At 60.9% G+C, this 26,786-nt stretch carries 22 protein-coding genes; 14 read left to right on the top strand and 8 right to left on the bottom strand.

The window, feature by feature from the left end:
- Window positions 1-177: 177 nt before the first annotated feature.
- Entirely contained in the window at window positions 178-1,254 is a 1,077-nt protein-coding gene (gene rlmM / locus QU606_RS08120) for a 23S rRNA (cytidine(2498)-2'-O)-methyltransferase RlmM (RefSeq protein WP_304998277.1), read from the top strand.
- A 27-nt stretch (window positions 1,255-1,281) separates the two neighbouring features.
- Window positions 1,282-1,533 (top strand): sulfurtransferase TusA, encoded by a 252-nt coding sequence (tusA, locus tag QU606_RS08115; protein ID WP_024074070.1) that lies wholly within the window; start codon window positions 1,282-1,284, stop codon window positions 1,531-1,533.
- Here the strand turns inward: tusA and QU606_RS08110 are convergent.
- The gene (locus tag QU606_RS08110; RefSeq protein ID WP_150293023.1) at window positions 1,530-2,927 is read right to left on the bottom strand and encodes an MATE family efflux transporter; all 1,398 of its coding nucleotides are present in this window, start codon (window positions 2,925-2,927) and stop codon (window positions 1,530-1,532) included. The genes tusA and QU606_RS08110 overlap by 4 nt on opposite strands.
- A gap of 178 nt (window positions 2,928-3,105) precedes the next feature.
- Here QU606_RS08110 and pdxB point away from each other — a divergent pair, with 178 nt between their 5' ends.
- A complete protein-coding gene (pdxB, locus tag QU606_RS08105) occupies window positions 3,106-4,248 on the top strand; it encodes a 4-phosphoerythronate dehydrogenase PdxB (protein WP_024074072.1) in 1,143 nt (380 codons plus the stop codon).
- A 149-nt stretch (window positions 4,249-4,397) separates the two neighbouring features.
- Here pdxB and QU606_RS08100 read toward each other — a convergent pair whose 3' ends face one another.
- Window positions 4,398-4,571: a PA1571 family protein gene (locus QU606_RS08100; RefSeq protein ID WP_041160865.1), complete on the bottom strand. Its 174-nt coding sequence runs from the start codon at window positions 4,569-4,571 to the stop codon at window positions 4,398-4,400.
- Between the two features lie 250 nt (window positions 4,572-4,821).
- On the opposite strand from QU606_RS08100, the gene QU606_RS08095 reads away from it, so the two are divergent.
- Complete coding sequence (locus QU606_RS08095) at window positions 4,822-6,609, top strand: ABC transporter transmembrane domain-containing protein (RefSeq protein ID WP_190300974.1); 1,788 nt, start codon at window positions 4,822-4,824, stop codon at window positions 6,607-6,609.
- A 198-nt stretch (window positions 6,610-6,807) separates the two neighbouring features.
- Here the strand turns inward: QU606_RS08095 and QU606_RS08090 are convergent, their stop codons facing one another.
- Window positions 6,808-8,736, bottom strand: a complete 1,929-nt coding sequence (locus QU606_RS08090; RefSeq protein ID WP_069075501.1) for a transglycosylase SLT domain-containing protein — start codon at window positions 8,734-8,736, stop codon at window positions 6,808-6,810.
- 213 nt (window positions 8,737-8,949) lie between these two features.
- Here QU606_RS08090 and QU606_RS08085 point away from each other — a divergent pair, with 213 nt between their 5' ends.
- A complete protein-coding gene (locus QU606_RS08085) occupies window positions 8,950-10,866 on the top strand; it encodes an ATP-binding cassette domain-containing protein (RefSeq protein ID WP_024074076.1) in 1,917 nt (638 codons plus the stop codon).
- Window positions 10,867-10,955: 89 nt separating this feature from the next.
- Here the strand turns inward: QU606_RS08085 and QU606_RS08080 are convergent, their stop codons facing one another.
- Window positions 10,956-11,396 (bottom strand): universal stress protein, encoded by a 441-nt coding sequence (locus QU606_RS08080; protein ID WP_024074077.1) that lies wholly within the window; start codon window positions 11,394-11,396, stop codon window positions 10,956-10,958.
- A 106-nt stretch (window positions 11,397-11,502) separates the two neighbouring features.
- Between QU606_RS08080 and QU606_RS08075 the strand changes: the two genes are divergently transcribed.
- From QU606_RS08075 to QU606_RS08045, 7 genes are all read left to right on the top strand, one after another.
- Window positions 11,503-11,940, top strand: coding sequence for a hypothetical protein (locus QU606_RS08075; protein ID WP_024074078.1), 438 nt, complete (start codon window positions 11,503-11,505; stop codon window positions 11,938-11,940).
- 494 nt (window positions 11,941-12,434) lie between these two features.
- The gene (fadB, locus tag QU606_RS08070) at window positions 12,435-14,582 is read left to right on the top strand and encodes a fatty acid oxidation complex subunit alpha FadB (RefSeq protein ID WP_069075500.1); all 2,148 of its coding nucleotides are present in this window, start codon (window positions 12,435-12,437) and stop codon (window positions 14,580-14,582) included.
- 29 nt (window positions 14,583-14,611) lie between these two features.
- Entirely contained in the window at window positions 14,612-15,787 is a 1,176-nt protein-coding gene (gene fadA, locus QU606_RS08065) for an acetyl-CoA C-acyltransferase FadA (protein ID WP_024074080.1), read from the top strand.
- Window positions 15,788-15,884: 97 nt separating this feature from the next.
- The gene (locus tag QU606_RS08060) at window positions 15,885-16,121 is read left to right on the top strand and encodes a DUF1653 domain-containing protein (protein ID WP_010212074.1); all 237 of its coding nucleotides are present in this window, start codon (window positions 15,885-15,887) and stop codon (window positions 16,119-16,121) included.
- A gap of 114 nt (window positions 16,122-16,235) precedes the next feature.
- Window positions 16,236-18,857 (top strand): type I DNA topoisomerase, encoded by a 2,622-nt coding sequence (topA, locus tag QU606_RS08055; RefSeq protein ID WP_024074081.1) that lies wholly within the window; start codon window positions 16,236-16,238, stop codon window positions 18,855-18,857.
- A 205-nt stretch (window positions 18,858-19,062) separates the two neighbouring features.
- Window positions 19,063-19,584 carry a DUF6586 family protein gene (locus QU606_RS08050; protein WP_024074082.1) on the top strand — a complete coding sequence of 174 codons (522 nt, stop codon included), beginning with the start codon at window positions 19,063-19,065 and terminating at the stop codon, window positions 19,582-19,584.
- Window positions 19,585-19,702: 118 nt separating this feature from the next.
- Window positions 19,703-19,936 carry a hypothetical protein gene (locus tag QU606_RS08045; protein WP_010212068.1) on the top strand — a complete coding sequence of 78 codons (234 nt, stop codon included), beginning with the start codon at window positions 19,703-19,705 and terminating at the stop codon, window positions 19,934-19,936.
- Window positions 19,937-20,244: 308 nt separating this feature from the next.
- Here the strand turns inward: QU606_RS08045 and sulA are convergent, their stop codons facing one another.
- Together sulA and lexA are read right to left on the bottom strand one after the other, a co-directional pair.
- Window positions 20,245-20,718, bottom strand: coding sequence for an SOS-induced cell division inhibitor SulA (sulA, locus tag QU606_RS08040; RefSeq protein ID WP_024074083.1), 474 nt, complete (start codon window positions 20,716-20,718; stop codon window positions 20,245-20,247).
- Window positions 20,719-20,728: 10 nt separating this feature from the next.
- Window positions 20,729-21,337, bottom strand: coding sequence for a transcriptional repressor LexA (gene lexA / locus QU606_RS08035; protein WP_003172575.1), 609 nt, complete (start codon window positions 21,335-21,337; stop codon window positions 20,729-20,731).
- A gap of 263 nt (window positions 21,338-21,600) precedes the next feature.
- Between lexA and QU606_RS08030 the strand changes: the two genes are divergently transcribed.
- Together QU606_RS08030 and nagZ are read left to right on the top strand one after the other, a co-directional pair.
- Window positions 21,601-22,308 (top strand): TetR/AcrR family transcriptional regulator, encoded by a 708-nt coding sequence (locus QU606_RS08030; protein ID WP_024074084.1) that lies wholly within the window; start codon window positions 21,601-21,603, stop codon window positions 22,306-22,308.
- Between the two features lie 145 nt (window positions 22,309-22,453).
- A complete protein-coding gene (gene nagZ, locus QU606_RS08025) occupies window positions 22,454-23,464 on the top strand; it encodes a beta-N-acetylhexosaminidase (RefSeq protein ID WP_304998276.1) in 1,011 nt (336 codons plus the stop codon).
- Between the two features lie 44 nt (window positions 23,465-23,508).
- Here nagZ and QU606_RS08020 read toward each other — a convergent pair whose 3' ends face one another.
- Both QU606_RS08020 and QU606_RS08015 read right to left on the bottom strand, forming a co-directional pair.
- Window positions 23,509-26,202, bottom strand: coding sequence for a DEAD/DEAH box helicase (locus QU606_RS08020; RefSeq protein ID WP_024074086.1), 2,694 nt, complete (start codon window positions 26,200-26,202; stop codon window positions 23,509-23,511).
- Between the two features lie 9 nt (window positions 26,203-26,211).
- Window positions 26,212-26,778: a CsiV family protein gene (locus tag QU606_RS08015; protein WP_024074087.1), complete on the bottom strand. Its 567-nt coding sequence runs from the start codon at window positions 26,776-26,778 to the stop codon at window positions 26,212-26,214.
- Between the last annotated feature and the right edge of the window lie 8 nt (window positions 26,779-26,786).

Genomic DNA, 26,786 nt, shown 5'->3' with positions numbered 1-26,786 from the left:
CCGCACGGCTACGGACCTGACGGGACTAACAGAGCTATCAAACTAGCCCTGTTTTCAGTAGCTGGCTAATTACTGGACTCTATGGACAGAACCAAGGTTCCGAACTCGGCTATCATGCGCGCGTTTTCATGACAGGCATTGCGATAGCGCAAGTCAGTTGATTCACCAGGAGAGTCGATGAACACCCTTTTTATGCACTGCCGTCCGGGGTTTGAGGGCGAAGTCTGTTCCGAGATCGCGGAGCACGCCGCACGCCTGAATGTTTCGGGCTACGCCAAGGCCAAGACCGGCAGCGCCTGCGCCGAATTTGTCTGCACCGAAGAAGACGGCGCCCAGCGCCTGATGCACGGCCAGCGTTTTGCCGAGCTGATCTTCCCCAGGCAGTGGGCGCGCGGAGTATTTATCGATTTGCCGGAAACCGATCGCATCAGCGTGATCCTCACGCACCTGCGCGATTTCCCGGTGTGCGGCAGTGTGTGGCTGGAGATGGTCGATACCAACGATGGCAAGGAACTCTCGAACTTCTGCAAGAAATTCGAAGTGCACCTGCGCAAAGCCCTGTTGGGGGCCGGCAAGCTGGTGGACGACCCGAGCAAGCCGCGCCTGCTGCTGACCTTCAAGAGCGGCCGCGAAGTGTTCATGGGCCTGGCCGAGTCGAACAACTCGGCAATGTGGCCGATGGGCATCCCGCGCCTGAAATTCCCGCGTGAGGCGCCCAGCCGCTCGACCCTGAAGCTGGAAGAGGCCTGGCACCACTTTATCCCCCGCGACCAGTGGGATGAGCGCCTGCATGGCGACATGACCGGTGTCGACCTCGGTGCCGCCCCCGGTGGCTGGACCTGGCAACTGGTGAACCGTGGCATGCTGGTGACCGCCATCGACAACGGCCCCATGGCCGAAAGCCTGATGGACACCGGCCTGGTGCAACACCTGATGGCTGACGGCTTCACTTTCGTGCCCAAGCAGCCCGTGGATTGGATGGTGTGCGACATCGTCGAGAAGCCGGCGCGTAACGCCGCGCTGCTGGAAACCTGGATCGGCGAAGGCTATTGCCGTGAGGCCGTGGTGAACCTGAAGTTGCCGATGAAGCAGCGTTACGCCGAGGTGAAGCGCCTGCTCGAACGCATCGAAGAGGGCTTCAAGGCGCGTGGTATTCGGGTGGAGATCGGCTGCAAGCAGCTGTACCACGACCGTGAAGAAGTGACCTGCCACCTGCGTCGGTTGGTGGATGTGAAGAAAACCAAGGCCCGCTAAACTGAGCGCCGGTTTCAGGAGTAGACAATGAGCGATATTTTCGACACCGCCGTTGATGGCACCCTCGACGCAACGGGCCTCAACTGCCCGGAGCCAGTGATGATGCTGCACCAGCACATCCGCGACCTGCCGCCTGGCGGCTTGCTCAAGGTGATCGCCACCGACCCGTCGACCCGCCGCGATATTCCCAAGTTCTGCGTATTTCTCGACCATGAACTGGTGGAGCAGCAGGAACGGGCCGGGACCTACCTGTACTGGATTCGCAAAAAGGTTGATTAAGCCCGTGCCTTGTCCAGGCGAATGCGCCGCCGCGCGCTGCGGGCCAGGCGCACCACCAGCATCCCCGCCGCGCAGCTGAGGCCGACGATCAGCCCCTGCCACAAGCCGCTGGGGCCGTTGGGCGCGCCCAGCCATTCGGTCAGCCCGAGGGCATAGCCGACCGGCAGGCCCACGCCCCAATAGGCAAACAACGTCAGTACCATGGTCACCCGCGTGTCTTGATACCCACGCAGGGCACCGGCGGCGGTGACCTGGATCGCATCGGAAAACTGGAACAGCGCGGCAAACACGATCAGCATCGATGCCACCTGTACCACCCGTGGGTCCGCTGTATAGATCGTGGCGATCTGCTCACGAAACAGCAGCATCAGGCTGCACGACAGGCAGGCATAGGCCAGCGCAGTGCCCATGCCGACCCCGGCCGCGAAGCGTGCCTCTCGCGGTTCCCCGCGCCCCAGGGCCTGGCCGACGCGCACGGTGACCGCCATGCTCAGGGAGTAGGGGATCATGAACACCAGCGAACTGAAGTTCAGCGCGATCTGGTGCCCGGCCACCACGGTGGCGCCGAGGCTACCGATCAACAGGGCGATCACCGCGAAGATGCTCGATTCGGCAAAGATCGCAATACCGATCGGCAGGCCGATGGCCAGTACGCGCTTGATCACCGCCCACTGCGGCCAGTCGAAACGCTTGAACAACTCGCTGCTCTGATAGGCCGGCGCCCAACGGGTCCAGGCCGCCATGCCGAGCATCATTACCCACATCACGATTGCCGTGGCCCAGCCACAGCCGACGCCACCCATGGCAGGCACGCCGAAATGGCCGTAGATGAACACGTAGTTCAGCGGAATATTCAGCGCCAGCCCGCACAGGCCCATGACCATGCTGGGGCGCGTTCGGCCCAGGCCATCGCTGAAGCAGCGCAGCACGTAGTACAGCGCGACCGCTGGCATGCCCGAGGCGATGCCATGCAGGTACGCCATGCACGGCTTGATCAGCGCGGGGTCGACGTTCATCGCGTGCAGGATCGGTTCGGCGCTGATCAGCATCAGCAACGCGGTCAAGCCGACGATCAGCCCCAGCCACAATGATTGGCGCACCAGCGGGCCGATTTCGCGGAACGTGCCGGCGCCGAAGCGCTGGGCGACTTTGGGCGTGGTGGCCAGCAGGGTGCCGGTCATCAGCAGGAACACCGGAATCCAGATCGAGTTACCCAGGGCCACGGCCGCCAGGTCCATTGGGCTGACACGTCCGGCCATTACCGCATCGACAAAGCCCATGGCAGTGGTTGCCAGTTGGCCGATCATGATCGGCAGGGCCAGGGTCAGCAGGCTGCGCACCTCGCGGTTGATGCGGGCGGGGCGGGTGAGGGGGGCGGTGATGGCAGCGTTCACGTACGGGGTGTCCAGGAAAGAGCACAGGACGGCGGATTCTACGCCTTGACGCGATAGTCAGGAAAAAACCTGTGTTAGGGATTTGTAAACGATCCTCCAGGCACTCTTCACTCCTGGGATCCACGGTGTGACACCGAGCGCATCCCTGTACACTGCTGATCCGCGAAAGGAGCCTGCCATGCTGATTGTTGCCGACGAAAATATCCCGCTGCTCGATGCCTTCTTCGAAGGGTTTGGCGAAATTCGCCGGGTACCCGGGCGCTCCATTGACCGTGCCACGGTCGAGCAGGCCGATGTGCTGCTGGTACGTTCGGTCACCAACGTCAACCGCGCCCTGCTCGAAGGTTCGGCGGTGCGTTTTGTCGGCACCTGCACCATCGGCACCGACCACCTGGACCTCGATTACTTCAAGCAGGCCGCGATCCAGTGGTCCAGCGCCCCCGGCTGCAATGCTCGCGGCGTGGTGGACTACGTCCTTGGCAGCCTGCAAACCCTGGCCGAGATCGAAGGTGCCGACCTCAACCAACGCACCTACGGTGTGGTGGGTGCCGGTGAAGTCGGCGGTCGCCTGGTCAAGGTGCTCAAAGGCCTGGGCTGGAACGTGCTGGTGTGCGATCCGCCGCGGCAGATCGCCGAGGACGGTGACTACGTCAGCCTGGAACAGATCATCGAACAGTGCGACGTGATCAGCTTGCACACGCCACTGACCAAGTCCGGCAACGGTTCCACCTGGCACCTGCTGGACCGCCAGCGGCTCAACCGCCTCAAGCCTGGCACCTGGCTGATCAATGCCAGCCGTGGCCCGGTGGTCGACAACGCAGCCCTGCGCGACGTGCTGCTTGAACGCGAGGACCTGCAAGCGGTGCTGGATGTATGGGAGGGCGAGCCGGAAGTGGACGTCGACCTGGCTGACCTGTGCGTGCTGGCTACGCCGCATATCGCCGGCTACAGCCTGGATGGCAAGCAGCGTGGCACGGCGCAGATCTACCAGGCGTTCTGTGCGCATCTGGGCCAGGAAGCGAGCATTCAACTCAGCGATTTGCTGCCGCCGCCCTGGCTGGCCGAGGTGCACTTGAATGCATCGACCGATCCCGCCTGGGCTTTGGCGACGTTATGCCGCAGCGTGTATGACCCGCGTCGGGACGACGCAGATTTCCGGCGTAGCCTCGTAGGAACCGTCGAGGAGCAGCGCAAGGCATTCGACCTGTTGCGCAAGCACTACCCTGAGCGTCGCGAGATTGACGGCTTGAAGGTGCGCATCAACGGGGAGTCGGCGGTGTTGGCGAATATCGTCCAGGCATTGGGCGCAAGCGCCCTGTAGGAACGCTATTACTGTGGCGAGGGCGCTTGCTCCCGTTGAACTGCGCAGCCGTCCCATTGTTTGGGGCCACTTCGCGGCTCAATGGGAGCCAGCAGCCTGGCCACAAAAAAACCGGCCACCAGGACCGGTTTTGAAAGAGTTCAGGCGCTTCAGCCTTGCTGCGCAGGCTTGACCAGGCGTTGTTCCAACTCGCGGCACGCTTGCTGGATCATCTCTTCGGTAATCTGCACTTCGTGGCCCTTGGCGTCGATGTACGAGCAAGGCAACTGCTGCGGTTGGCGGATCACTTCAATCTTGGCATCGCTGCTATTTTGCAAGGTCATAGCCTGTCTCCTCATCAGGTTGTGTACCTACTGTAAAACCCCCGCGTGACCGCGCTGTTACAACTCCTTGCACAATCATCGGTTCGAGCCCCCAGTCCAGCAGAAACCTCCGCGGATTTCCAGCGGGACGTTAGACCGATAGCCTCTAGGCATCAGTATCGGTGGGCATAATTAATCTGACTCATTGCTGTTACGAAAGTTGTTATTTGCCCAAGTTCCCCCCATGTGGTGTACACGTTCCTCAACGGTGATGCCCTCCATGTTCTCAGTCCGACAGCGCCGCGCGATTCGCCTGGCCAGCCGCTTTATCGCGCCCTACCGCTGGCAGGCCCTCGGAGCCCTGTTGGCGCTGATCGTTACCGCCGGCATCACTTTGTCCATGGGGCAGGGCATTCGCCTGCTGGTGGATCAGGGCTTCATGACCCAGTCGCCACACCTGCTCAACCAGTCCATCGGGCTGTTCATGATTCTGGTGCTGGGCCTGGCGGTGGGTACGTTTGCACGCTTCTACCTGGTGTCGTGGATCGGCGAGCGGGTGGTGGCCGATATTCGTCGCCAGGTGTTCAATCACTTGATCTACCTGCACCCCGGCTTCTATGAAAACAACCGCAGTTCGGAAATACAGTCGCGACTCACCACCGACACCACCTTACTGCAATCGGTGATCGGCTCGTCGCTGTCACTGTTCCTGCGCAATGGGTTGATGGTCATCGGCGGCATCGTGTTGCTGTTCATCACCAACCCCAAGCTCACCAGCATCGTTGTGGTCGCACTGCCGTTGGTGCTGGCGCCGATCCTGATCTTCGGCCGCCGCGTACGCAGCCTCTCGCGCCTGAGCCAGGACCGCATCGCCGATGTAGGCAGTTATGTGTCCGAGACCCTCGGCCAGATCAAGACCGTACAGGCCTATAACCACCAGGTGCAGGACGAACGACGCTTTGCCGTGACCGTCGAGGAAGCGTTCAACACCGCACGCAAACGCATCGCCCAGCGCGCCTGGTTGATCACCCTGGTGATCATGCTGGTGCTGGGGGCCGTGGGCGTGATGTTGTGGGTCGGCGGCATGGACGTGATCAGTGGGCGCATTTCCGGCGGCGAGCTGGCGGCGTTCGTGTTCTACAGCCTGATTGTGGGCAGCGCCGTCGGCACCCTCAGCGAAGTGCTCGGCGAACTGCAGCGCGCTGCCGGTGCGGCGGAGCGAATCGGCGAGTTGTTGCAGTCGAGCAACGATATCCAGGCTCCCGCCACCGGCACGGTGCACTTGCCGGCGCGGGTCAGCGGCCGCATGGAACTGCAAGACCTGCGCTTTTCCTACCCCTCGCGGCCGGACAGCTACGCCATCGACGGGTTGAGCCTGACCATCAACCCCGGTGAAACCCTGGCGCTGGTGGGGCCGTCCGGTGCCGGCAAGTCGACGATTTTCGACCTGCTGCTGCGCTTTTACGACCCCCAACAAGGCCGCATCCTGCTCGAAGGCCACCCCTTGACCGAGCTGGACCCGCTGGACCTGCGCCGCCACTTCGCCCTGGTGTCGCAAAGCCCGGCGCTGTTCTTCGGCAGCGTCGAGGAGAACATCCGCTACGGCAACCCGGCGGCGACCCGTGAACAGGTCGAAGCCGCGGCCCGTATTGCCCACGCCCATGATTTCATCCTGCAAATGCCCGACGGCTACCAGACCCACCTCGGCGACGGCGGCATGGGCCTTTCCGGCGGCCAACGACAACGCCTGGCCATCGCCCGCGCATTGCTGGTGGACGCGCCGATCCTGCTACTGGACGAAGCCACCAGCGCCCTCGATGCGCAGAGCGAACACCTGATCCAGCAGGCGTTGCCGCAATTGATGCAGGGCCGCACCACGCTGGTGATCGCGCATCGCCTGGCCACGGTGAAGAACGCCGATCGGATTGCGGTGATGGACCAGGGCAAGCTGGTGGCGGTGGGTACGCATCAGCAGTTGATTGCGAACAATCCGCTGTATGCGCGGTTGGCGGCGTTGCAGTTCAGTGACGCCGTAGAGGTCGCAAAAAACCAGGCCTAGCGTGATCTACGCAGGGGAGGCTGTTGTGGCGAGCGGGCTTGCCCCGCGTTGGGCTGCGAAGCAGCCCCAAAACCTGGCGATTTAAAATGCCTGGATAAACGCGGTGGCCTTATTGGGGCCGCTTCGCAGCCCAACGCGGGGCAAGCCCGCTCGCCACAACAAGCACGCTCGCTACAACAGGCTTTTCGTCAGCCATTGTCACTGATCATCAAAATACCGCTCATGCCAATCCACCAACGGCTGTGGTGAGTTGAGCTTCTGTCCGTAGATCACCGAATAAGACAGCACGTTCTGTACATATTGACGGGTTTCATCGAACGGAATGCTTTCCACCCACACGTCGAAACTCAGGTGGTCGGCGCCGCGCAGCCATTGACGCACGCGGCCGGGGCCGGCGTTGTAGGCGGCGGAGGCGAGCACGCGGTTGCCGTTGAACTGGCTATGTACCTGGCTGAGGTAGGCCGCGCCGAGCTGGATGTTTTTATCCGGGTCCAGTACCTGGGCGGGTGAGGCCAGGGGGATACTGAACTTGCGCGCGGTGTCCTTGGCGGTGCCGGGCATCAGTTGCATCAGGCCGCTGGCACCGACGCCGGAGCGGGCGTCGTCCATGAAGGCGCTTTCCTGGCGGGTGATAGCGAACACCCAGCTCGAATGCAGGCCGCGTACCTTGGCTTCGCGCACCAGGGTGTCGCGGTGGGCCATCGGGAAGCGGATGTCCAGGTCGTCCCAGTACTGAGCCTGGCTGATGGTGCGAATCGCCGGGAAGTACCACTTCATGTCATAGGCCAGCTTGGCCTGGGCGACCATTTCGTCACGGTCAAAGTGACGGCTGACGTGGTACCACTCGCGGCGACCGTCCACCACCTGGCCACGGGCATAGAACTCGAGGGCACGGCGCACGCCGGGGGTGTTGCGCACCTTGTTGATCAGCGCCTGGCTCATCAACAGCGGCTTGTTGATCAACTGGTACGGCGCCTTGGAGCGGTCAGCGGCGAGGAAACCGTAGAAATCCCGCTCCCTCGCCAGGTTCTTGTACAGCACCAGGGCTTGCGGGTTTTTCGGCTCGGCCAGTTCCAGGCTGCGGGCCTGCCAGTAGCGCCAGCGATTGGTGGTGGCCAGGTCTTGTGGGAGTTTTCGCGTCAACTGATAGGCATCTTCCCAGCGGGCCAGGCGCAGCAGCAGGCGCAGGCGCCATTCGGACACGGTGTTGTCGCGCAGTTCGGGGTCGTACTTGGTCATCACCTCAAGGGCGCGTGGATCGAAGCGCTTGGCCAGGGTCAGGCCGATTTCACGAGCGATCGCCACTTTTTCGTCACGGGAGAAGTGCATGCTGCTGGCATAGCCGTCGAGCAGGGCCATGGCCTTGTCCGGGTCCTGGCGAGCCAGGCGGCGCAGGCCCAGGCCCACGGCGTCAGACATGGCTTCGGTGGCCGGCAGGAAGCGCGAAGGATCACTGAGCATGTCGGGCTTTTGCGCCACGTCGACCATCAGGCGGCCTTGGGCGCCGAGGGTCGGCAGGGTTTTCACCAGGCTGTTGGCCAGCGCGTAGTTGCGCGCTTCGGCAGCGAGCTTGGCGCGGTCCCAGATTTTTTGCTCGGTGAGCTGGCCGTCGGCGGCCCATTGACTAAAGGTGGCATCGCACGCGGCGGGCTGGGATTTGCCGGTCATCCACAGTTTTTCGGTGGTCTTGTAGCCTTCGGCTTTCAAATTGTGGGTGAGCTGGAACTGGCCATGCAGGCAGTCCAATTCAACGAAATTGAGCTTGGCATCGTAGTACTTTTCAAAGGTCTGCCAATCACCACGGTCGGCCAGCCAGCGCAACCAGCGCAGTTTCATCCAGTTGGCCTGGGGCAGGTCGCCGTTTTTCGCAAGGAACTGTTCGATTTCCTCGTTGCTGGCGGTCTTCAGGCGGGCGGTCAGCTCGTCGTACGCCAGGTAGGGCGTCAGCGGGTAGTCGGCCAGGGCCTGGCTGTATTGCATGTAGGGGCCGGTATCGCCCTTGGCCAGTGCACGCTTGGCTTCATCGTAATATTGACGTTGAGTGGTGAGGTCCACGGCCTGCGCGGATTGAACGGCCGTGGCGGAAAGAAGCAGACAAGATAAAAAGTTGAAAAGGCGACTGCGCATGAGACGTCCGTGCAGAGAAATCACGACTAGCGCCGGCACCGCCGACACTGATTGCCCCTAGCTTAGCCTTTTGCCAGCGGCCGGTGAAAGCTTTGCCGGCCGGTTGGTTGAAGATCGCCGGAAATGTCCTACAGAACGTATCAGCAGAGAAAATGGCGACCGCATCCAGCCCTCAAGTCAGGTAGAATGCGCGCCCAGTTTTTGGAGAAGCGTATGACCCTGCTCAAATTCAGCGATGTGTCCCTTGCTTTCGGCGCTATGCCGTTGTTGGACAAGGTGTCCTGGCAGATCGCCCGTGGTGAGCGGGTGTGCATCATCGGCCGCAACGGCACCGGCAAGTCCAGCATGATGAAGCTGGTAAAAGGCGACCAGAAGCCCGACGACGGCTCTGTGTGGCGTGCCCCGGGCCTCAAGATCGGCGAATTGCCGCAAGAATTGCCGGTGGCCGACGGACGGACCGTGTTCGACGTGGTTGCCGAAGGCCTGGACGGCGTTGGTGAGTTGCTTGCGCAGTACCACCACCTGGCGCAGAACTGCGTCACCGAAGAAGACCTGGACAAGCTGATGCACGTCCAGCAAGACCTCGAAGCCCGCGACGGCTGGCGCCTGCAGCAACTGGTGGACAGTACCCTGAGCCGCCTGCAACTGCCGGCCGACAAGACCCTCGCCGAATTGTCCGGCGGCTGGCGTCGCCGGGTGTTGCTGGCCCAGGCGCTGGTGTCCGAGCCGGACCTGCTGCTGCTCGACGAACCGACCAACCACCTGGACATCGGCGCCATCGCCTGGCTGGAAGAAGCCCTCAAGGATTTCCAGGGTGCCGTGCTGTTCATCACGCACGACCGTTCCTTCCTGCAAAACCTCGCCACGCGCATCCTCGAACTGGACCGTGGTGGCCTGATCGACTGGAACGGCGACTACGCCAGCTTCCTGGTGCACAAGGAAGCCGCACTGTCCGCCGAAGAAACCGCCAACGCCCTGTTCGACAAGAAACTGGCCCAGGAAGAAGTCTGGATCCGCCAGGGCATCAAGGCGCGCCGTACCCGTAACGAAGGCCGCGTACGTGCCCTGAAAGCCCTGCGCGTCGAGCGCAGCGAACGCCGCGAGCGCACCGGCAAGGCCAATATCCAGCTGGATACCGCCGACAAGTCGGGCAAGCAAGTGATGGTGCTGGAAAACGTCAGCTTCCATCACCCGGACGGTCCGTTCCTGATCAAGGACTTCTCCATGGTCCTGCAACGCGGCGACCGTATCGGCCTGCTGGGCGCCAACGGTACCGGCAAGACCACCTTGCTCAAGCTGATGCTCAACGGCCTGCAACCGACCAGCGGCACCGTGGAAGAGGGCACCCGCATCGACGTGGCCTACTTCGATCAGTTGCGTCACCAACTGGACCTGGAAAAGACCGTGATCGACAACGTTGCCGAAGGTCGCGACTTTATCGACATCGACGGCCAGAGTCGCCACGTGCTGAGCTACCTGGGCGACTTCCTGTTCAGCCCGCAGCGTGCCCGCACACCCGTCAAGGCCTTGTCCGGTGGTGAGCGCGCGCGCCTGCTGCTGGCCAAGCTGTTCAGCAAGCCGGCCAACCTGCTGGTACTCGACGAACCGACCAACGACCTCGATGTGGAAACCCTCGAACTGCTGGAAGAGGTCTTGCTGACCTTCAACGGCACTGTGCTGATGGTCAGCCACGACCGGGCATTCCTCGACAACGTGGTCACCAGTACCCTGGTCTTCGAAGGGGAAGGCAAGGTGCGTGAGTACGTCGGTGGTTACCAGGACTGGCTGCGTCAGGGTGGTTCACCGCGCCTGCTGGGCGTGACCGAGAGCAAGTCCGGCAAGGCCGACCTGACCTCCGCCGTTGTCGCCCCGGTGGCCGCTGCCCCGGCCCAGGAAGCTGCCCCGGCGGCCAAGAAGAAGCTCAGCTACAAGCTTCAGCGTGAGCTGGAAGCCTTGCCGGGTGATATCGAGGCCAAGGAGCAACAGATCGCGGCTGTGGAAGCGCAAATGGCCGACGCGGGTTTCTACCTGCGCCCGGCGGCGGAAACCGCCAAGGTCATCGCTTCCCTGGAGACGTTGAACCAGGAGCTGGAAGCGCTGGTTGAGCGTTGGGCTGAGTTGGATGCCTGACTGATCCAGATGCATTAAAAAACCCGGTGTTCATTTGGATGAACACCGGGTTTTTCATATGAAATGCGATTCAAAATGTGGGAGGGGGCTTACGAGCTTTTGACCAGCCTTACCGCCAGGACGTCGCACGGCGCGCCATGCAGCACGTCATTGGCCGTGGAGCCCAGCAACAGCGCCAAACCATGACGGCCATGGCTACCGACCACGATCAGGTCACAACCCTTTTCTTTGGCCAGGTGGTGGATTTCCTGGCGAGGTTGGCCGTAGGTCAGGTGGCAGTCTTCCTTTTTCAGGTGCGGGTACTTGAGAATCAAACGGTCCAGACGCTCCTTGGCCTGGTCGAATTGTTGTTGCTGCAATTGGGAAAGGTCCATCGGCACGTCACCGCCAAAGGCCATGGCCATGGGCTCGACGATATGCACCAGCGACAGTACGGCACCATTGGCCAATGCGGATTCCTGCGCGCGCTTGATCACTGGATCGCACTCTTCGGTCAGATCGACAGCGACCAGAATATGTTGGTAGGGCATGAGGCGTTCCTCTAGGGGGACTGCAATAGATTCAGTATGGCTGCTTTCAAGCGGATAGGGTTGCGTGAGATCAAATCCGCTCATCTAGAAATTCGGGAGTACACATATGACGGTCTGGATAGTGGTGTCAATCCTTGTGGTGGTTCTGAGCCCCCTGGCATGGCTGCGCCCGTCGCGCCACCAGAGCGGGCGCATGGCCCTGCGCATGGAGGCGCGACGCATCGGCCTGGCCATGCAACTGGCACCTCAGGAGTGGCCGCACTGGCTCAAGCAGGAGCCGCCGAGCCCTTGCGCGCAGTACCACCGGCCACGACGTGGCCGTACGCCAGACACCTGGAGTTACTGGCAGCTGGAGCCGGGTGTGTGGGTCAATCAGTGGCAGGAGGTGTGCGTCGATGAGAAGCTGTTGCCGCATTTCGCAACGCTGCCGGCCAACGTCTATAAAGTCGAGGCGGATCGTCAGATGGTCACTTTGTACTGGGGTGAGAAGGGCGAGGCGAGTGACTTGCAGGCCATTGATAAAGTGCTCAAGGCCCTGGCATGAGGCCTTCGGGTAAACCATAGGCAATAAAAAGCCCGACATCATCATCGGGCTGGAGTTGGCCAGGCAGGCCGGTAAATCTGTGTTTCATGCGTCGGATGTTCATCCAGGCGCGTTACGGTTGTCGCTAGCCTAGCGGCATATCCCGATCTGTACAGCGTTTTCCCGCACTTTTTTGATTATTGATTTCGTGAATATTGAAATATTGACGAGGCGCAGGCCTGGGGCGGGGGTTCTGAAATGACTGGAAAGTCGCGTTTTTCCTAGCCTTTCGAGCGATTGACAATTGCCTGGAATTGGATGAAGGTGACGTACCCAAATCAAACGGGCGTATGAATTGAGCGTTTGTCTGTCAGACGTCTCATACAGAATCCCGACTATCGCATTGGCGGGTGTGCCTGGCGCATTGGGGTGAGCATTGACGAAATGATCAATGTCTAACCAGAGGCCAGCGTCCGGTGTGTACTGTTCAGCTTCCATATCGTGGAGATCAGTTGATGATTTACGAAGGTAAAGCCATCACGGTTAAGGCTCTTGAAAGTGGCATCGTCGAATTGAAATTCGACCTCAAGGGTGAGTCCGTCAACAAGTTCAACCGTCTAACCCTGAACGAACTGCGTCAGGCCGTAGACACCATCAAAGCAGATGCTTCGGTCAAGGGCGTGATCGTCTCCAGCGGCAAGGACGTGTTTATCGTCGGCGCTGACATCACCGAATTCGTCGACAACTTCAAGCTGCCCGATGCCGAGCTGGTGGCTGGCAACCTCGAAGCCAACAAGATTTTCAGCGATTTCGAAGACCTCAACGTGCCGACCGTTGCCGCCATCAATGGCATCGCCTTGGGCGGCGGCTTGGAAATGTGCCTGGCCGCAGACTTCCGCGTCATGTCGGCTACTGCCAAGATCGGTCTGCCTGAAGTCAAGCTGGGCATCTACCCAGGCTTCGGCGGTACCGTGCGTCTGCCGCGCCTGATCGGGGCCGACAACGCCATCGAGTGGATCGCCGCCGGTAAGGAAAATAAAGCTGAAGACGCGCTGAAAGTCGGTGCCGTCGACGCTGTGGTTGCCCCGGACAAACTGGCCGAAGCTGCACTGAACCTGATCAAAGGCGCCATCAGCGGCGAATTTGACTACAAGGCCAAGCGTCAGCCAAAGCTGGAAAAACTCAAGCTCAACGCCATCGAACAAATGATGTCGTTCGAAACCGCCAAGGGTTTCGTGGCCGGCCAGGCCGGTCCGAACTATCCGGCGCCGGTTGAAGCGATCAAGACCATCCAGAAGGCCGCGAACTTCGGTCGCGACAAAGCCCTGGAAGTGGAAGCGGCGGGTTTCGTCAAACTGGCCAAGACCTCTGCTGCCCAGAGCCTGATCGGCCTGTTCCTGAACGATCAGGAACTGAAGAAAAAGGCCAAGGCCTACGACGAAGTCGCCAAGGACGTGAAACAGGCAGCCGTACTCGGCGCCGGCATCATGGGTGGCGGTATCGCCTATCAGTCGGCGTCCAAAGGCACGCCGATCCTGATGAAAGACATCAACGAACACGGTATCGAGCAGGGCCTGGCGGAAGCCGCCAAGCTGCTGGTGGGCCGCGTTGATAAAGGTCGCATGACCGCTGCGAAAATGGCTGAAGTGCTTAACGGCATTCGTCCTACGCTGTCCTACGGCGATTTCGGCCATGTCGACCTGGTGGTCGAAGCGGTTGTCGAGAACCCGAAGGTCAAGCAAGCCGTACTGGCTGAAGTGGAAGCGCAGGTCAAAGACGACACTATCCTGGCGTCCAACACCTCGACGATCTCCATCTCGCTGCTGGCCAAGGCGCTCAAGCGTCCGGAAAACTTCGTCGGCATGCACTTCTTTAACCCGGTGCACATGATGCCGCTGGTGGAAGTGATCCGTGGCGAGAAGTCCAGCGAGTTGGCCATCGCCACCACCGTTGCCTACGCCAAGAAAATGGGCAAGAACCCGATCGTGGTCAATGATTGCCCGGGCTTCCTGGTCAACCGCGTGCTGTTCCCGTACTTCGGCGGTTTCGCCAAGCTGGTCAGCGCCGGTGTGGACTTCGTGCGCATCGACAAGGTCATGGAAAAATTCGGCTGGCCCATGGGCCCGGCCTACCTGATGGACGTCGTCGGCATCGACACCGGCCACCACGGCCGCGACGTGATGGCTGAAGGCTTCCCGGACCGTATGAAAGACGACCGGCGCTCGGCGATCGACGCGCTCTACGAGGCCAAGCGCCTGGGTCAGAAAAACGGCAAGGGCTTCTACGCCTACGAGACCGACAAGAAGGGCAAGCAGAAGAAGGTCGCTGACCCGTCGGTCCACGAGGTGCTTGCGCCGGTCATCTATGAACAGCGTGAGGTGTCCGACGAGGACATCGTCAACTGGATGATGATCGCCCTGTGCCTGGAGACCGTGCGTTGCCTGGAAGACGGCATCGTCGAGACCGCTGCCGAAGCCGATATGGGCCTGGTATACGGTATTGGTTTCCCTCCATTCCGTGGTGGTGCGCTGCGTTACATCGACTCGATCGGTGTAGCCGAATTCGTTGCCCTGGCTGATCAATACGCTGATTTGGGCCCGCTGTACCACCCGACCGCGAAGCTGCGTGAGATGGCCAGGAATGGCCAGAGCTTCTTCGGTTAAGTGCCCAGACGACTAGAGCGAGAATATTTATGAGCTTGAATCCAAGAGACGTCGTGATTGTCGACTTCGGTCGCACACCGATGGGCCGCTCCAAGGGCGGCATGCACCGCAACACCCGCGCTGAAGATATGTCGGCGCACCTGATCAGCAAATTGCTGGAGCGCAACGTCAAGGTCGACCCGAACGAAGTCGAAGACGTGATCTGGGGCTGCGTCAACCAGACCCTGGAGCAGGGCTGGAACATCGCGCGCATGGCGTCGCTGATGACCCAGATCCCGCACACGGCCGCCGGCCAGACCGTCAGCCGTTTGTGTGGCTCCTCGATGAGCGCCCTGCACACGGCCGCCCAGGCGATCATGACGGGTAACGGGGATGTGTTCGTGGTCGGTGGCGTGGAGCACATGGGCCACGTCAGCATGATGCACGGCGTCGATCCCAACCCACACATGTCGCTGTACGCGGCAAAAGCCTCGGGCATGATGGGCCTGACCGCGGAAATGCTCGGCAAGATGCACGGCATTACCCGTGAAGCCCAGGACGCGTTCGGCCTGCGCTCCCACCAGTTGGCCCACAAGGCAACGGTGGAAGGCAAGTTCAAGGATGAAATCATCCCGATGAACGGCTACGACGAGAACGGTTTCCTGAAACTGTTCGACTACGACGAAACCATTCGTCCGGACACCACCCTGGAAAGCCTGGCGGCCCTCAAGCCTGCCTTCAATCCGAAGGGCGGCACCGTGACGGCGGGTACTTCGTCGCAAATCACCGATGGTGCCTCGTGCATGATCGTGATGTCGGCGCAGCGTGCCCAGGACCTGGGTATCCAGCCGCTGGCGGTGATTCGTTCGATGGCCGTGGCGGGTGTGGACCCCGCAATCATGGGCTATGGTCCAGTACCGGCGACACAAAAAGCCTTGAAGCGTGCGGGCCTGACCATCTCCGATATCGACTTCTTCGAACTCAACGAAGCTTTCGCTGCACAGGCCCTGCCGGTGCTGAAAGATTTGAAAGTGCTCGACAAGATGAACGAGAAGGTTAACCTGCACGGCGGTGCGATTGCCCTGGGCCACCCATTCGGTTGCTCCGGTGCGCGTATTTCCGGCACTTTGCTTAACGTGATGAAGCAAAATGGCGGTAACCTCGGGGTTGCAACCATGTGCATTGGTCTTGGCCAAGGCATTTCCACCGTCTTCGAACGCGTCTAAGCGTTGAGTTGACGGAAGCCGGGGCCCAGTGCCCCGGTTTTTGTTTTTTGGAATTTTTAATATTTTTTTTCAACAAATTTTGTAAGGGGGCCAGAGCATGAAAGTCGAACCAGGGCTCTACCAACATTATAAAGGTCCGCAGTACCGCGTTTTCAGCGTGGCACGGCATTCCGAGACCGAAGAAGAAGTGGTGTTCTACCAAGCACTGTATGGCGATTACGGCTTTTGGGTGCGCCCCTTGAGCATGTTCCTCGAGACCGTCGAAGTTGACGGCGAGCAGGTCCCGCGCTTTGCTTTGGTCCAGGCCGAACCCAGTCTTTTTTCAGGGCAATAACGGCAGGCCGCGCAGAATGCTGCGCTTGACCTCACCTTGTTGCCACTATATATAGCGTTGCCGCGTCAGGCGCCAACTGCCTTTCACTTCTCGAATTCAGGAATTTTCCGATCCATGGGCAAATCGCTGGTCATTGTGGAATCCCCGGCTAAGGCCAAGACCATCAACAAGTACTTGGGCAACGAGTACGTGGTGAAGTCGAGTATCGGCCATATCCGAGACCTGCCCACCAGCGGTTCGGCTAGCGCCAGCAAGGAGCCTGCCGCCAAGCGTGGCAAGGCGGCCGCGGGCGAAGGTCCGGTGCTCAGCCCTAAAGAGAAAGCGCGCAAGCAGCTGGTCTCGCGCATGGGGGTGGATCCGGAACATGGCTGGAAGGCCAAGTACGAAATCCTTCCGGGCAAGGAAAAGGTCATCGAAGAGCTGCGTCGGCTCGCCAAGGATGCTGACACCATCTATCTCGCAACGGACTTGGACCGCGAAGGGGAAGCCATTGCCTGGCACCTGCGGGAAGCCATCGGCGGTGATGACAGCCGCTACAAGCGTGTGGTGTTCAACGAAATCACCAAGAAAGCCATCCAGGAAGCCTTCTCCAAGCCGGGCGAGCTGGACATTGACCGCGTCAACGCCCAGCAGGCCCGTCGTTTCCTCGACCGCGTCGTGGGCTACATGGTCTCGCCACTGCTGTGGGCCAAGATCGCCCGCGGCCTGTCCGCCGGCCGTGTGCAATCGGTAGCGGTCAAGCTGGTGGTGGAACGTGAGCGTGAGATCCGTGCGTTCAACCCCGAAGAATACTGGGAAGTCCACGCCGACCTGGGCACTGCCAAGGGCGCCAACGTGCGCTTCGAAGTGGCCCGTGAGAAAGGCGAGGCGTTCAAGCCGCTGAACGAAGCCCAGGCCATGGCCGCGCTGGAAAAGCTCAAGGCTTCCAGCTACAGCATCGTCAAGCGCGAAGACAAACCGACCAGCAGCAAGCCGTCGGCACCGTTCATTACCTCTACCTTGCAACAGGCCGCGAGCAACCGCCTGGGCTTCGGGGTGAAGAAGACCATGATGATGGCCCAGCGTCTGTACGAAGCTGGCTACATCACCTATATGCGTACCGACTCCACCAACCTGTCGCAAGACGCGGTGGCCATGGCGCGCACTTATATTGAAAGTGAGTTCGGCAAGAAGTACCTGCCGGAGAAGCCGAACGTCTACAGCAGCAAAGAGGGCGCCCAGGAGGCTCACGAAGCGATTCGTCCTTCCGACGCCAACACCGAGCCAAGCAAGCTGAGCGGCATGGAACGCGACGCTGAGCGCCTCTACGAGCTGATCTGGCGCCAGTTCCTGGCCTGCCAGATGCTGCCGGCGCAATACCTGTCCACCACCGTCAGTGTGGGCGCTGGCGACTTCGAGCTGCGCGCCAAGGGCCGTATCCTCAAGTTCGACGGCTATACCCGCGTGATGCCGCAGATCGCCAAGCCGGGCGACGACGATGTACTGCCGGACATGGCCCAGGGCGATACGCTGAAGCTGATCAAGCTCGACCCGTCCCAGCACTTCACCAAGCCGCCGGCGCGTTATTCGGAAGCCAGCCTGGTGAAAGAGATGGAAAAACGCGGTATCGGTCGTCCTTCGACCTACGCCGCGATCATCTCGACGATCCAGGACCGTGGCTACGTTGCCCTGCACAACCGTCGTTTCTATTCGGAAAAGATGGGCGATATCGTCACCGAGCGTCTGTCCGAGAGTTTCTCCAACCTGATGGACTACGGCTTCACCGCCGGCATGGAAGAGAACCTCGATGACGTGGCCCAGGGCGAGCGCGACTGGAAAAACGTGCTGGACGAGTTCTACGGCGACTTCAAGAAGAAACTCGAAGTGGCCGAAAGCCCCGAGAGCGGGATGCGCGCGAACCAGCCGGTGATGACCGACATCCCGTGCCTGACCTGCGGCCGTCCGATGCAGATCCGTACCGCTTCCACCGGCGTTTTCCTCGGTTGCTCGGGTTACAGCCTGCCACCGAAAGAGCGCTGCAAGGCCACCGTCAACCTGGTGCCGGGAGATGAAATCGCCGCCGACGACGAGGGGGAGTCCGAATCGCTGGTACTGCGTGGCAAGCACCGCTGCCCGATCTGCAACACGGCGATGGATGCCTATCTGCTCGATGAGAAGCACAAGCTGCATATCTGCGGTAACAACCCGGATTGTGACGGCTATGAGATCGAAGAGGGCAGCTACCGCATCAAGGGCTACGAAGGCCCGAGCCTGGAATGCGACAAGTGCGGCAGTGAGATGCAGCTCAAGACCGGCCGCTTCGGCAAGTTCTTCGGTTGCACCAACCCGACGTGCAAGAACACCCGCAAACTGCTGAAAAGCGGTGATGCGGCGCCGCCGAAGATGGACCCGGTGAAGATGCCCGAACTCAAGTGCGAGAAGGTCAACGACACCTACATCCTGCGTGATGGTGCTTCGGGCCTGTTCCTGGCCGCCAGCCAGTTCCCGAAAAACCGCGAGACCCGTGCACCATTGGTGCTGGAAATCGTGCCGCACAAGGACGAGATCGATCCTAAGTACCACTTCCTGTGTGAGGCGCCGAAGAAGGACCCGGATGGTCGCCCAGCTGTGATCCGCTACAGCCGCAAGACCAAGGAGCAGTACGTGCAATCCGAAGTGGACGGTAAGCCGACCGGTTGGAAGGCGTTCTACGACGGCGGTAAGTGGAAGGTTGAGGACAAGCGCCAGGGCGCTTGATCCTATACTCTGCTAACGCTAAAAGCCGTCTGTATAGACGGCTTTTGCTTGCTGCAGGATCGAGGAGGGTGCTTGGTCCTTACTCGCGAAGGTTGTTGATGATTACGCGAAAAACCTGATGCCGAACGGCGCTCTGAAGTTTTTCGCGAGCATGCTCGCTCCTACATAGCCAGCATCACGCTTATTCGTTGTGGAGATTGCCGTTATGGCCAACGAACTCTATACCCGTACCAACCAGAAAATTTACTTTGCGGGTTTGTCCCTGGAAGCCCTTGGCCGTGCCGAGCAAGGCAAGGAGATGAACGCGATTGCGCTGGTTCAGGCTGGGCGTGAAGCCGCGTTGTTCCACTTGTATGGTGCGTTACTGGGCTTGTGTCATGAGATCGCGGGGTTCTACCGCTTGCCCCAGGCCGGTTCGCCCCGTGCGGAAATGATCATGAATCGTGAAGTGCTGGAAAGCATGGCGATCCCTGAACTGGCCGAGTTGGTGGAAATGGCCCAGAGCCCCGACAGCTGGGTCGCGCGTCTGCTCAAGGCCCATGCGGATATGTTTCAGCCGCCCCGTGTTCCCCATGTGCCCAAGGGCGATGTGACCCAGCCCTTGATCGTGGCGGTTGCGTTGGAGGAGGAAGAGCCCAAGCCTCTGAGTCGTGAAGAGTTGGAAGGCTGGCGTCAGGAGCTGAAAAAGATGGCGTTGCGCTTTCGTGAAGGTTTGAACGAGTGCTGAACGTTGGTCGGATTCGTATGACACCGTTCATCAAGCCGTAAAGAAACCTCTTCAGAACCTCAACGAAGCCGGGCGGATGACTGATATAATCCCGGCCTTTCGTGGAGAACAGACTTTTATGCCAACGTCCTTTCTGGAAATTGTTGAATTGCCTGACGGCCGAATCGAGCTGCGCCGGGCGGAGGACGAGGGTTCTCTGGTTATTCTGGATTTTTCCGAGGATGCCAAGGTGTTCCTGCAAGGCCAGCACGTGGAAGTGGCAAAAGCCATGTTGAGCGTCGGTGTTCAGATGGCAGGCCGCTTGGCAGAAGGCGAACCTGAGAAGGAAGACGGCCCGCGGGTTCTTCACTGAGTCCTGTGAGGGTCGGGCTTGCTAGGGCAGGTGGGTTTGTCGTGGTGAGCGGACTTGCTGTGGCAGGTGGGTTTGCTGTGGCGAGCGGGCTTGCCCCGCGTTGGGCTGCGAAGCAGTCCTAAATAGATCAATGCGGTATATCAGGTATTCCACGGTGTCTGGTTTTGGGGCCGCTTCGCAGCCCAACGCGGGGCAAGCCCGCTCGCCACAGCAAGCCCGCTCGCCACAGCAAACCCACCTGCCACAGCAAACCCACCTGCCACAACGAGTCCACCTGCCACAACGAGCCCCTCCGCAGGCTCATCGCATTATCCCAATCGAATATTCAAGCTCTGAGCATCACCTGTGCGCGCAGCACTGATCAGCTGCTGCTTGGCGCTGGCATTCAATGGGTTCAGCCAGCTCACCACTGTATGGCTACGACCCAGGCGCAAGGCTTCGCAGGTCAACTGCTGGGCGCTTTGCGCGCCGCGCGGTTGCAGCAGCAGGATGCGCTCGCGGTTCAGGCCGGCGTCCCGCAGCCAGGCCTGGGTCAGGCTGGCAGGCGGGGCGATCAGTGTCAGCCAGCGCGCGTCCTGTTCCTCGCTCAGTTCGCGCAGGATTGGCGCCAGCAGGCTCAGGCAGCTCCCGGCAGCACCGCGCAACGACAATTCACTGAACGCCTCAGGCTCGGCGCTCCAGGGCGCCTCGACCGTTTCCTTGAGGAGGGGCGCAAGGGGTTGGGCCATGAAGGCCTCGAACAGCGACAGTTGTGTGTGTTGTGGGGTGTGCACGAGCTGCATGATGCCTCCTTTAGCGGCGAATGACGCCGACGCTCAGGCCTTCGATCACCAGGTCCTGGTCTTTCAGGTTCACTTCAATCGGAGCGAATTCAGGGTTCTCGGCTAACAGCCAGACCTTGCTGCCTTCGCGCTTGAAGCGTTTGACGGTGACTTCATCGCCGATGCGGGCCACCACGATCTGGCCGTTACGCGCTTCGCGGGTGGTATGGACGGCCAGCAGGTCACCGTCGAAAATGCCCACGTCCTTCATGCTCATGCCATGGACCCGCAACAGGTAGTCGGCGCGAGGATGGAAGAAGGTCGGGTTGATGTTGCAGGATTCCTCGACGTGCTGCTGCGCCAGGATCGGCGCACCGGCGGCGACGCGACCGATGATCGGCAGTGTCGATTCGTCGGCCTTGGCTTCGAAGCCAGGGATGCGAATGCCGCGCGAAGCGCCTGGGGTCATCTCGATCGCGCCCTTGCGAGCAAGGGCCTTGAGATGCTCTTCGGCGGCGTTGGGGGATTTGAATCCCAGTTCCAGCGCAATCTCCGCTCGCGTCGGCGGGTAGCCGTTGTCATCGAGGCAGCGCTTGATAAAAGCCAGAATCTCAGCTTGGCGTGGCGTCAGTTTTAGCATGTTGATCGCTCTGTCTTTTTATACAGTGACTGGGATTATATACAGTGAACTGCGCTTGGCAATCATCCTTTTCTGCCATGGCGCCGGACGGTCATTCGTCAGCCGTCCTACAAGGCATGGGTAGCGCTGCCTACAGACCTGGAAGGATGTGATTAAATAGCGCCGAAACAGATGACTGCCCGGCCGGAAAGCGAACCTGCAGGCTTGACAAGACACAACTTGAAACGTATGTTTCAAACAAGTGTTTGTCAGGCGGAGTAGCCATGGCCCAGTCGGAAACCGTTGAACGCATTCTCGATGCTGCCGAGCAGTTGTTCGCGGAAAAAGGATTTGCTGAAACTTCATTGCGGCTGATCACCAGCAAGGCCGGGGTCAACCTCGCCGCAGTGAACTACCATTTCGGCTCGAAAAAGGCCCTGATCCAGGCGGTGTTCTCGCGTTTCCTCGGGCCGTTCTGCGCCAGCCTGGACCGTGAGCTCGAACGACGCCAGGCCAAGGCCGATCCTAAGCCAAGCCTGGAAGACCTGCTGGAAATCCTCGTCGAACAAGCCTTGGTGGTTCAACCACGCAGTGGCAACGACTTGTCGATCTTCATGCGCCTGTTGGGCCTGGCGTTCAGTCAGAGCCAGGGCCACCTGCGCCGCTACCTTGAAGACATGTACGGCAAGGTGTTTCGTCGCTATATGTTGCTGGTCAACGAGGCGGCACCGCGCATCCCGCCGATCGAGCTGTTCTGGCGCGTACATTTCATGCTCGGTGCGGCGGCGTTCAGCATGTCCGGGATCAAGGCGTTGCGTGCGATTGCCGAGACCGACTTTGGCGTGAACACCTCGATCGAGCAGGTGATGCGCCTGATGGTGCCTTTTCTCGCCGCGGGCATGCGCGCCGAAAGTGGTGTCACCGATCCTGCCATGGTCGCCGCTCAATTGCGCCCGCGCAGCAAATCCATTCCCATCCCCGCCAAGGTTTGACCGCCCTGGGTGTGCGTGGCCGCTAGCATCCGCTAAGCTAGCCGCCCATGCCGAATTCAGCTATTTACACACAACCCGTTGCTCCCGCCGCGTTGATCGCGCCGCGTGAGGGTAGCGGGTTGTGTGCGTTATTTAAGGAAGGTTTATGACTGCTGCCCTGCAAGGTTCTTTGATGGTCGACGTAGCCGGCACCTGGCTGACGGCCGAGGATCGCCACCTGCTGCGCCAGCCGGAGGTGGGCGGGTTGATCATTTTCGCGCGCAATATCGAGCATCCACGCCAGGTGCGAGAGCTGAGCGCGGCGATCCGTGCCGTGCGCCCGGACCTGCTGCTGGCGGTCGACCAGGAAGGGGGGCGCGTGCAGCGCCTGCGCCAAGGCTTCGTGCGCCTGCCGGCCATGCGTGCCCTGGCGGATAACCCCAACGCCGAATACCTGGTCGAACAATGTGGCTGGATCATGGCCACTGAAGTGCTGGCTGTCGGTCTTGATCTCAGCTTCGCCCCTGTGCTGGACCTGGACTACCAGCGCAGTGCCGTGGTCGGCACGCGCGCCTTCGAGGGTGACCCAGCGCGTGCCGCGGTGCTTGCCGGTGCCTTTATCCGCGGTATGAACAGCGCCGGCATGGCCGCCACCGGCAAGCACTTCCCCGGTCACGGCTGGGCTGAAGCCGATTCCCATGTCGCCATTCCTACTGACGAGCGCAGCCTGGAGCAGATTCGCAGCCATGACCTGGTGCCCTTCGCGCACCTGAGCCAGCAATTGGCGGCCGTGATGCCCGCCCATGTTATCTACCCGCAGGTTGACGCTCAGCCCGCCGGCTTCTCGCGTCGCTGGTTGCAGGACATCCTGCGCGGTGAGTTGCAGTTTGACGGGGTGATTTTCAGCGATGACTTGTCCATGGCCGGTGCCCATGTGGTGGGAGACGCTGCCAGCCGTATCGAGGCCGCGCTGACGGCGGGCTGCGATATGGGCCTGGTGTGTAACGATCGTGCGGCGGCTGAACTGGCGCTGAGTGCGGCCCAGCGGATGAAAGTCACGCCATCGCCGCGGATTGCACGGATGCGCGGGCAGGCGATGGCTTCGACGGAGTATAAGCAGGACCCGCGTTGGCTGGTGGCGCTCGGTGCGCTGCGGGATGCGCAGTTGATCGATTAAGTGTCGCGTCCATCGCGGGCGTGCTCGCGATGGCGCTCTTGCCGTCAGCGCTTCTCTTGCTTATTAGGCAGCGGTGCAAAGAGCGCCTCGATGTCGTCATTGCCCAACTGCCAATCCCCGGTCGTCCGACCGTCCAGCACGCCCGCCGCCAGGTCGGACTTTTCCTTCTGCAGATGCTGAATTTTCTCTTCCACCGTGCCGCGGGCAATCATCTTGTACACAAACACCGGCTTTTCCTGACCGATGCGATACGCCCGGTCGGTGGCCTGGTTTTCCGTGGCGGGGTTCCACCACGGGTCGTAGTGAATCACCGTGTCCGCTTCCGTCAGGTTCAGGCCCACACCACCGGCTTTCAGGCTGATCAGGAAAATCTGCAGCTTGCCGCTCTGGAAGTCCTTCACCGGAGTGCGCCGATCACGGGTCTGGCCGGTGAGCAGTGCATAGGCGACACCGCGCTTTTTCAGTTCGGCTTCGATCAGGCCCAGCATCGAGGTGAACTGGGAAAACAGCAGGATCCGGCGCCCCTCGGCAAACAGTTCTTCGAGCATCTCCATCAAGCTATCGAGCTTGCCCGAACTGCTGCCACGGGCGGGCAGGCTGGCGTCGTTGATCAGGCGCAGGTCGCAGCACACTTGGCGTAACTTGAGCAGGGCTTCGAGAATGATGATCTGGCTGCGTGCCACACCCTTGCGGGTAATTTCGTCGCGGACCTTTTTATCCATGGCCAGGCGCATGGTTTCGTACACGTCGCGCTGGGCTTCGTTGAGGTCGACCCAGTGGATGATCTCGGTCTTGGGTGGCAACTCCGTCGCCACCTGCTCCTTGGTGCGGCGCAACAGGAAGGGTTTGATCCGGCCGTTGAGGTGTTGCAGTCGCACATCGCTGCCGCGCTTTTCGATGGGCGCGCGGTAATCGCGGTTGAAGCTTTTAACGTCACCCAGCCAGCCCGGCAGCAGGAAGTGGAACAGCGACCACAACTCACCCAGGTGGTTTTCCAACGGCGTGCCGCTCAGGCACAGGCGCTGCCGTGCATTGAGCTGACGTGCTGCCTGGGCCGCTTTGCTCGAAGGGTTCTTGATGTACTGGGCTTCATCGAGGATCAGCACATGCAGGGGCTGGGTGGCGAGGTGCTCGATGTCCTTGGGCAACAGCGCATAGGTGGTCAGCAGCAGGTCATAGTCCTGCAATGTGGCGAAGTGCTTTTTGCGCGCGGCACCGTACAGCGCCAGCACCTTGAGTTGCGGGGTGAAGTGCGCGGCTTCATCGAGCCAATTGGGTATGAGGCTGGTGGGCATCACCACCATGCAAGGCCGGTCCAGGCGCCCGGCGATTTTCTCGCTGAGAATATGCGCCAGGGTTTGCAGGGTTTTGCCCAGGCCCATGTCATCGGCAAGAATCCCGCCGACGTCCAGTTGGCGCAGTGACTGCATCCAGCTCAAGCCTTCCAGCTGATAGGGGCGCAACGTCGCGTTCAAGCCTTCGGGCGCGACACAGGTGAAGTCCTTGATATCCCGCAGACGCTGGGCGAAGTTGCGGATTTTTTCGCCGCCTTCCCATTGCAGGGGCAGGTCTTCCAGCGGGTTCAGGCGAATCGCATCGGCCTTGGCCAGGCGCAGGGTGGTGGTGCCGGGGTCCTGCAGGTAGAACTCGCCCAAGGTGGCCAGCACGGGTTTCAAGCGGCCATAGGGCAATGCCACTTGCAGCGGGCCATGGCCGCCATTGGGCAGGCCGGGGATATTCACCAGGATCAACTCTTCGTCGCGGCGCCGTGCGAGTTTCTCCGGGTTGAGAAGCTCGGTGTGCGAGCGCATCAGGTTGAGCAGGATCGGCAGCAGGCTCAGCCGCTCGCCATTGACGATGATCCCCAGTTCCAGGTCGAACCAGTCACGTTCCGGCGCTTCATCGACGGTGGCGTACCAGTCGTCCACCGGGCTGAGGTCGAAGCCGAAGTCCTCGTCGATCTGCAACTCCCAGCCTTCGGCGCGCAGCGTCGGCGACGAGTTGAGCGTGAAGTTCAGCCAAGCGCTGTCATTGACCATCTCGAACAGTTCGCCGGCGCTTTCCGGCAGGGCCTTGCTCTGGCGCGTGGCGATCTTGAAACCGAGCAGGCGCAGTTGTTCGCGATAGGGCTGTTCCAGCTCGGGATGACGCTTGATACGCAGGCTTTGGGTTTCCTGGCGCACGATGATGTCGGCGTTCTTTTGCCCGCTGACATAGTTGCCCAGATAGTTGAACGACAGTGCCGCACGGTGCTGGATATAGCGCTGCATCTTGCCGTTGCGCGGCTCGAACGCGCTGAATTCGACGCTGGCCAGCCACAGCCGTGGCACTGGCAGCACGTCCTCCATCACCACCTGCGGCAGTACCACGCGGTTATCCAGCACCGCCTGGAGTTTTCCCAGCAGTTCGGCATCCTGGGCGGCGGCGGGGTAGGCCAGGGTTTCCTGGACCTTGAGCAACACCGCCGCGATATGTTTGCAGTTGGTATGGACCGGGCAGGTGCAGCGGCTGTCCACCAGGATCAGCATGCCCTTGGCGGACTCGCGCAGTGAAATGGTCTGCCGATAGACGTTGCTGCCCGAGCCTTCGCAACTGGCGATGATCGTGCTGTCACCGGATTCGACTATACGTACGCGGTTCTCCAGGGCGTAGCGCCGCCCACGCTCCAGGCTTTGCTCTTTGAAGCGATTGGCCCACGAAGGGGCCAGGGGTTTGGTCAGCGACGACGTCAGGGGCATGGCGCTGGATCAGTCCTGAATATCGGGCGGTGGTGCGCTGGGTTGTTTGACGGTCAACGAGGTGATCTTGATCAGCAGCGCCAGGCGGCCGCCGTCCAGGTAGTTGAGCTGGTTGTTCTTGGTGCGCACGTCCTTCTGGCTCAGGTGTTCGCTGGCGATCACGCTGCCGTTGCTGTCGAACTGGTTGACCCAGAAGTCGGCATCGATATCGGTAAAGCGCCCCAGTTGCAGGCTCAATACCCCTTCGATGGGGAATTGGCCAAACTGTTCCGCCCCCTCGGCGATCGCGATTTTTACCGGCTGCTCACCCAGGTTCTGTTCCCAGGCTTTATGGGCGAGCACGGTGTAGTTGGCGTCGGCGCGCAGTTTGTCGGCGATGTTGGCCAGGCGCGGCGGGCTCATTCTGTCGCCCAGGCGCACCGCGCCGGCATCCCAATCTTCCGGTGCGGCGCGGTTGCTCATCTCTGGCTCCGCGTTCTGGCGTATCAGGATCATTTCAACTTGGTACAGGCTGTCGGCAAATGCCGAGGGTGCAAGTACCACTAACAACAGGCTCAGAATGCGGAACACGCGCATTGGGGCGT

It is taken from the genome of Pseudomonas sp. OVF7 (assembly GCF_030644265.1).
Classification (GTDB): Bacteria; Pseudomonadota; Gammaproteobacteria; order Pseudomonadales; family Pseudomonadaceae; genus Aquipseudomonas; species Aquipseudomonas gorinensis.
This window is presented reverse-complemented; position numbering and strand designations above follow the sequence as displayed.